9 protein-coding genes are annotated in these 6787 nt (G+C 60.9%); all 9 read right to left on the bottom strand.

Annotated features, from left to right (window positions below):
- Nucleotides 1–778: 778 nt before the first annotated feature.
- Entirely contained in the window at nucleotides 779–1084 is a 306-nt protein-coding gene (locus AC1DS3_RS32590; RefSeq protein WP_477128776.1) for a metal-binding protein, read from the bottom strand.
- Nucleotides 1085–1105: 21 nt separating this feature from the next.
- Nucleotides 1106–1813, bottom strand: a complete 708-nt coding sequence (locus AC1DS3_RS32585; protein ID WP_441638264.1) for a 2OG-Fe(II) oxygenase — start codon at nucleotides 1811–1813, stop codon at nucleotides 1106–1108.
- A 12-nt stretch (nucleotides 1814–1825) separates the two neighbouring features.
- Nucleotides 1826–2890 (bottom strand): bifunctional DNA-binding transcriptional regulator/O6-methylguanine-DNA methyltransferase Ada, encoded by a 1065-nt coding sequence (ada, locus tag AC1DS3_RS32580; RefSeq protein ID WP_477128775.1) that lies wholly within the window; start codon nucleotides 2888–2890, stop codon nucleotides 1826–1828.
- 86 nt (nucleotides 2891–2976) lie between these two features.
- Nucleotides 2977–3621: a DNA-3-methyladenine glycosylase family protein gene (locus tag AC1DS3_RS32575; RefSeq protein ID WP_441638268.1), complete on the bottom strand. Its 645-nt coding sequence runs from the start codon at nucleotides 3619–3621 to the stop codon at nucleotides 2977–2979.
- Nucleotides 3622–3623: 2 nt separating this feature from the next.
- Nucleotides 3624–4175, bottom strand: coding sequence for a methylated-DNA--[protein]-cysteine S-methyltransferase (locus tag AC1DS3_RS32570; RefSeq protein ID WP_441638270.1), 552 nt, complete (start codon nucleotides 4173–4175; stop codon nucleotides 3624–3626).
- A gap of 52 nt (nucleotides 4176–4227) precedes the next feature.
- A complete protein-coding gene (locus AC1DS3_RS32565; RefSeq protein WP_441638272.1) occupies nucleotides 4228–4428 on the bottom strand; it encodes a hypothetical protein in 201 nt (66 codons plus the stop codon).
- A 22-nt stretch (nucleotides 4429–4450) separates the two neighbouring features.
- Nucleotides 4451–4717, bottom strand: coding sequence for a 2OG-Fe(II) oxygenase family protein (locus AC1DS3_RS32560; RefSeq protein ID WP_441638274.1), 267 nt, complete (start codon nucleotides 4715–4717; stop codon nucleotides 4451–4453).
- Complete coding sequence (locus AC1DS3_RS32555) at nucleotides 4714–5406, bottom strand: 2OG-Fe(II) oxygenase (protein ID WP_441638276.1); 693 nt, start codon at nucleotides 5404–5406, stop codon at nucleotides 4714–4716. Before AC1DS3_RS32555 ends, AC1DS3_RS32560 begins: the two co-directional genes overlap by 4 nt.
- A 457-nt stretch (nucleotides 5407–5863) precedes the next feature.
- Complete coding sequence (locus tag AC1DS3_RS32550; RefSeq protein ID WP_441638278.1) at nucleotides 5864–6331, bottom strand: ester cyclase; 468 nt, start codon at nucleotides 6329–6331, stop codon at nucleotides 5864–5866.
- Nucleotides 6332–6787 lie beyond the last annotated feature (456 nt).

Genomic DNA, 6787 nt, shown 5'->3' with positions numbered 1-6787 from the left:
GTATATGCCGTCGCGTGCAATGGCTTCGATGGTCGTTATCCCATCGACTGCCGTGTCTGGATGAAAGTTCAGCGTAACGCTCGTCAATTCACGCAGCGGCAGACCAACCGATCGTTCCCGGATATGCTGCACAACTTGTTTGATAGAAGTGTCTGTCATGAGTCGAAACTGAACCTGAACATTTGCAGGAAGCGACCCTACGGCTGCCCCGACTTGTTAGTCAGTCATTCGGCTATTGCTGCCTTGGGTACAGCCTTTGTTTGTGCATTCTAAAACAGACACTCTAAACGTAAGGTGTGGACGTCCGAATTGAGTCGGGAAGCGACGACCGGCTGCCCGATGACCGAGATCCCTTCCCGGCCAATTTCGCTCGGTCAGCCCATGATTAATCAATGACTGATCCGCACCGATACGCGGACACCTGAGGTCGTGAATTCCGTGAAGCCGATTGCGGCGGCCAGGCATGCACGACGGACGGGCAGGCGAGAGCTCCTGCCCCGAGCGGCGGACTGACGTACGCCACCGCCGACGGCAAAGGCAGCCGGTTTGCCCCGTCCCAGTCATCAGTGCGCTGGGAACCATCATGAAGCAGGCTTGCTGCCGCCCCTGGCGGGATCGACCCGTGTCTTCACTTGGTCGCTATGGAATCCTCTGGCCATTCTCATACGCACCGACCGAGATTGTCGCACCATCGCCAGCTTGTCGGCCAGGGACTGCGGTTTCAAGAGTTCTCCTCCCGAGGCCTTCTCCAAGGCTGTGTTGACTTGCGTTTCTGCGGTCATGACTGCACTCGATTTCGTGATGTAGGGCGGCTTCCGGTAGCTTGCGTCCTCTTCCAGGCAGCGTATCGGTCAGGCATGCAAACCGCACATGGCCGGAAGCAGGCGGCGATAGCGATCGACTCGTCGAGAAAGAAGACTCGCTGTTTGATATAGCCCCCGCGGGCGATGGACTGCAGGGCCGCTCGACAATCCAATCTGCCGTAGATCCGCCCGCCTCGATGGCCACCGAGTGTGMCTGGCACCGAACTCTCATAGGGCTTGCCGTCCCGTCCGATCAGCGTCCAGGTTCTGGATTCGGTCATGGTCCGATCCACCATCCAGGCTCACACAACATGATGGAACGTGAGTTCCACGCCGATGCGTTCACCCTGCCGGACGCGACTGATCGCGTGCTTGAGGTTGACCCGATAGTCGCCACGCGTGCCTTTGAACGGGCGCTGAGCTGTCGTGATAATGGCCACATCGCCAAGTTTGAGCGGAACGACCAGTGGCCGTGATTGCATGCGTGGGCGCTGCTCCGTCATGACAAACTCGCCTCCGAGGAAGTCGTCGCCCGGTGTCGTAAGCAAGGCAACCACTTGCATCGGGAATACGTGCTCTGCATCGCTGCGTTGGTGTAACGCGACGTAGTCTCCGGCACTCAGCCGGCTCAAGTAAGACTGGCCGCGCTTCTGTCCCGCCGCGCTGCATTGCTGGAGGAACGCCGCCAATTCCTCTGGATAGCGGTAAGTTATGTCCAGTCGCTCGTTCCACGCGTTGGCAATTGCCGCGAGCTTGGGATAAAACGCTTCGCACAGCGACTGCCACGGGTCTGGTAAGTTCTGATCGAAATAGAACAGATCACCTTGCCCGAGTTCGGTGGTCGCCAATGGCATTCGGCGAGTCTTTCCGTCGAGATCGGTCCGCCGCGCCAGCTCGCGCGCCCGATCGGCTGCAAGCAGTCCCGGAATCACGGCGTAGCCGTCTGCCTCCAGGTGGCCATATATGGCAAACCAATCCAGTTGATCGAGCGCATCGGAGAATTGCGTCATGGCAGCATCTTTTCAGGTTTGAGCTTCGCGTTGGAGCAATTCGCGCTTCCGATCCACGCCCCAGCGGTAGCCGGCGATATCGCCATCGCGCCGCACGACGCGGTGGCATGGAATGGCCACGGCAATGTGGTTCGCAGCACAGGCCTGCGCTACGGCACGCACGGCCTTGGGAGCGCCGATGCGCTCGGCGATCTCCGCGTAGCTCACGGTCGTGCCCGGCGGAATCTCGCGCAGAACCCGCCAGACGCGCTCCTGGAAGGCCGTGCCCTGTACGTCCAACGGTAAGTGCAGACCGATAGCCGGTGCCTCGATGAATCCAACAACCTGGGCGATCAATTGCTCGAACTCAGCATCGCCGCCGATCAGCCTAGCCTTGCGGAACTGGTCCTGCAGGTCACGCACCAGCGCATCCGGGTCATCGCCCAACAGAATGGCGCAAATGCCGCGCTGGCTCTGCGCGACCAGAATGGCACCTAGCGAGCACTGTCCCACCGCGAATCGAATGACCGCCCCGGTGCCGCCTGCCAGGTAGTCTCGCGCCCGCATGCCCAGCAGATGGTCGGAGGCTTCGTAGAATCGGCTATTGGAGTTGAAGCCGGCGCCATAAATCGCGTTGGTGACCGAAGCGTTGGGTGTGCTCAATTCCTCCCTCAACTTGCGGRCACGATAGGCCGAACTGTAGGCCTTGGGGGTGAGGCCCGTTTCGGCCTTGAACAGACGGTKGAAGTGGAACGGGCTCATGCCGATTTCGGCTGCCAGGTCGTCGAGCTGGGGCGGTGTCTCAGACGCCTCGATCAGGCGGCAGGCATGCTCCACCAGCGCGGCGCGCTCGGCTGCCGCGCTGGTCTGGTCGCCACGTGCGCGGCGGCTGGGGCGGTAGCCCGCCGCTTCGGCAGCTTTTGCCGAGTCGAAGAACTCCACGTTTTCACGCTTGGGTAAGCGTGCCGTAGAGCTAGGCTGACAGTACACACCCGTGGTGCGCACGGCATAGACGAAGTGCCCATCGGCCGCGACATCCCGTGCCTGCACAGCCTCCCAACGGGTATCCTCGGTTTCGTAAACATGGGTCGTATTCATGGCGACAGTCCTGGAATCGTCAATCACAGAGACAGGATAGGCAGGAATTCATTCGCAAGAACTCCGATTCTTGCGAATGAATTTCATCATTTGGGCGGCAGTCGCCACAAGTACCAGGCCGCGATAGTCCGCCAGGGACTCCAGGCCCCGCCGATCTCGCGCATCTGCCGAGGTGTCGGCGCCTGCTCGAAGCCCTTCAGGCGCCGGTAGCCCTCGCGCACGCCGAAGTCGTCCGCAGGCAGGATGTCTGAGCGCTCCAATGAGTAGATCAGGAACATTTCGACGGTCCAGCGCCCCACGCCACGCAGGCAGACCAAGCGCTCGATCAGCGCGGCGTCAGGAAGGCGCCGAGCTTCATCGAGACTGGGCACGATTCCGTCCACCGCAGCCTGCGCGATGCCACGTAGGGTGGCCAGCTTGGTGGCCGAGAAGCCGCACGCACGCTGTGACTCGGGATCGGTCGACAGGAGTTGTGCCGGCGATGGGAAGGAGGCTGCCGGATAGAGCGCCAGCAGTCGCGCAAGAATYGCATCGCCGGCCTTGGCGTGCAACTGCTGGTAGGCGATGGCGCGCACCAAGGCTTCGTAGGGCTCGCGCCCAGGTTTGGCCTCATGTCGGCATGGGCCAACAATGGCGATATGGCGTGCCCAATCTGCATCCAGGCCGGACAAGTACTGAGAGGCCTGTTCGTACGCGCGCGCAGACAAGTCCGCTGCAATGGTATCGGCCAAGATCAGATCCCCGGCAGCATGGCAGTCTGTGGTTCGGGACGCTCTGGCGCGATTGCCCTCTCGTGTTCCAGTAGCCAGCGTTTACGGGGCACCCCCCATGCGTAACCCTTGAGGTCGCCATTGCTGGCGATGACCCGATGACACGGTACGATGATGGCGATCGGATTGGCGCCATTGGCTGCACCGATATCGATGGCCGCGCGCGGATCGTCGAAGCCCAGATCCTTCGCCAGCTTGCCGTAGGTCGTGGTCTTGCCGGCCGGAATGCGGCGCAGCGCGGCCCAGACCCGGCGCTGAAGCTGAGAACCAGCGGTCTCAGTCCGCAGGGCATCCAGCGCGCCTGATTCACCCGAAAAATAGCGGGCCAAGGCTTCTGCGATCTCGGAAGGGGCCGGAACTTCAACCAGCTCGACACTGCCATAGTGGTCGCGCAAGCTGCGATGCTGGCGCGCCTTGTGGTCGGCAAAATCGAGCCCGCGTACGATCTGCCGCGCATCGGTGACGAGCAGTAGGCCGCCCAGCGGCGACTCCAGATAGCTCAGGAACATTCGCATGATGCACTCCTTGTTGAATGAATCGGTGGCTCACTTGGGGTGGCCGATCTGCTCATCTCAGGCGGGTAACGCCCCAATCGCCAAACAAGTAGGCCTCGCCGCTTTCCATGTGCAGCTCGATAGCGCCGGTATCGCCGGTATCGCCGACCCGCCATTGCGCTGTACCAACGTCCACCAACGACTGGCAATAGGCCTCAATCTGGCGGCGCGCATCGGCCTGTTCGTTCGTCGGTTCTATGAATATCGAGTGCATGGGGGCGCCTTGGCGGCTGCAGCTACTCTAGTTGTGTCATCGCGGGAAAAAACTCCGACTCTTGCTCTTGAATTCCGATGCTCATCCCGCAGTTCGTCAGCGCAACCGACACGGCGAAGCCTTCAGGCGTCACCATGTGCCGAAATGGCGACATGGCCGCGATGTCAGAAATGGCGGGTATCAACTCGCTCGCATACGGCAGCGCGAATCCGCGCAGCACAAAATCGCCTGAACCCAGGCGCAGGCGTTTGCCACTTGCCTCGAAGCGCTCAAACGACTCCATGTTCACCTTGAATCGTGGAAGATAAGCCCCACCGTATGCCGCTTGCCGCTGCGGATGCGGCTGACGCCATGCCGCATCGCCACTTTCTTGATGCCGCGCAACCCCGTCGCTGGCCGCTGATTGACGGTGAATACCACCGCATCGCCCTGGCGCAGCGCGACGACATCGGCGCGTTGCCTTTTGGCCGAAAACTCCGTCATGACGAACTCGCCACCGGCGAAGTCCCTGCCAGGTTCCGACAAGAGAATTGCCACCTGCAACGGGAAAACGTGCTCGCCGTAGAGATCCTGATGCAGGCAGTTGTAGTCACCTTCGCCATACTGGAGGATTAGCGGCGTCGGCCGCGTCTGCCCGGACTGGTGACATCGGTCGAGGAATACATCCAGCTCATCCGGGTATTGCGTGTCGATTCCCAACTGCCGGTTCCAGCGGTTGGCGATCGGCACGAGTTGGGGATACAGTGCATGCCGCAGCCAATTGAGCAGCGGTGGCAACGGGTATGTGAAGTACTTGTATTCACCCCGCCCGAATCCGTGGCGAGCCATGACGATCCGAGCGCGAAAGCCTTCCTCCCTCGAGTACAGTGCCGCGAGCTCATCGCATTGCTCCGCAGCCAGCAGGCCAGGCAGGACGGCATTTCCATGGGCATCAAGCGAACGCTCCATGTCCATCCAGTCGCAAGTCAAGCTCTCCATGGGGCTATAGCGCTCCGCAATGGCCCTCATTGCGCGCGGAAGAGGGCGCAGATGCCCCGCTGGCTTCGTCCAACGAGAACCATACCCGGCAAAGTCTGGCCGACGGCGAATCGAATAGGGCCCTCTACCCGGGTTCTCGGGGCACGGAAGTTGTACTTGAACGTGGGAAAGGAACGAACTCTCATGGCAAATCGCTCGCGTCGGCTTTAGGGTGTCGTAAGTGTAGGCATTCACGCCCCCTGAGAAACTCCGATCTTTGCGGTTGAATTCTTTGGCGGCGCGACTTACCAGCCGGGGTATCTGGCGATGACAGGAATCCGCAGCCTCATCCTATCCGGCGCGCCCGGTTTCCTGCTCAGGCATTCTGAAATCACGCAACGTGGATCTGAGGTGCGCAATGAAGAAGCGTGGCGCGCCGCCATAGCGGCGTCGCGCCACTTCTCCTGATTGCTGGAGATCAGCCGCCGCCATGAATGGTGGCCTCCTTGATCAGGCCGAGCTGGGTCAGCGCAGCCACACCGTCGTCCAGGCCCAGTTCTTCCACGATCCTGCCGTCGATCACCCTCAGCACGGTAGTGCCGGTGAAGTGCATCTTGCGGCCAGATGCGGCAGGCAAACCGCCAATCAGGAAGTCATCAAATGCCGGGCCCGTGTGGATGCCGCCACCTTCCCACTGGCCGACGACATAGTCGCCTTCGGCGATCAGCTCAGCCGTGCCCCAGAAGTTGAGATCGGGGAACGCGGCACGAAAGCCGGTCATGAAGGCCTTGATATCCTCGCGACCACGGCGAGGCTCGTGCAGCGAATACTTGAGCCGCATGTTCGGGGCGGCAATCTCATCGATCACCGCCAGATTGACATTCTTGCCCCAGAATTCCGTGAACCAGCGACCGACGACGGCCTTGTTCTGCTCTTCTTTGCTCATGGAAAGGTCCTCACAGTTAGTTTCGGGAAGGGTCATCGAAACCATTCGATGCCCTGAGCAAGAGCATAGGCATCCCCGCCTTGTTCAAAACTCCGATTCTTGCTGCGCAAACCAATCCGAAGATCGACGCACCGTCCAGGCCAGTGACGGTACCTCATCGTCTGTGCGAGCGGTGCGCACTAGAGTGGCTAGCCGCTCCAGTGTCGCGTCGTGGATTCCATTGGCGCGCAAGCCTTCGCACGTGCGGGACAGACAGGCGTATTGGATTCAATCGCAAGAAGCGGAGAGCGCGGCCAGGACAGGCTGCCTACTCTTCATTGCGAGCCGGTCGCGACATGTCTTGGTTCCACGTGTCCGGTATCCACCCGCTATGTCCTCAAGCAAGGAGTCTGTCATGCCCATCAATGAAGTGCAGCCAGACGCCTATGCAGACCTTGGCGACATTTGGCTTCGGGA

Source organism: Cupriavidus sp. 01L46 (assembly GCF_056399905.1).
The sequence above is the reverse complement of the archived record's forward strand: the minus strand, read 5'-3'. Positions and strand labels throughout refer to the sequence as shown.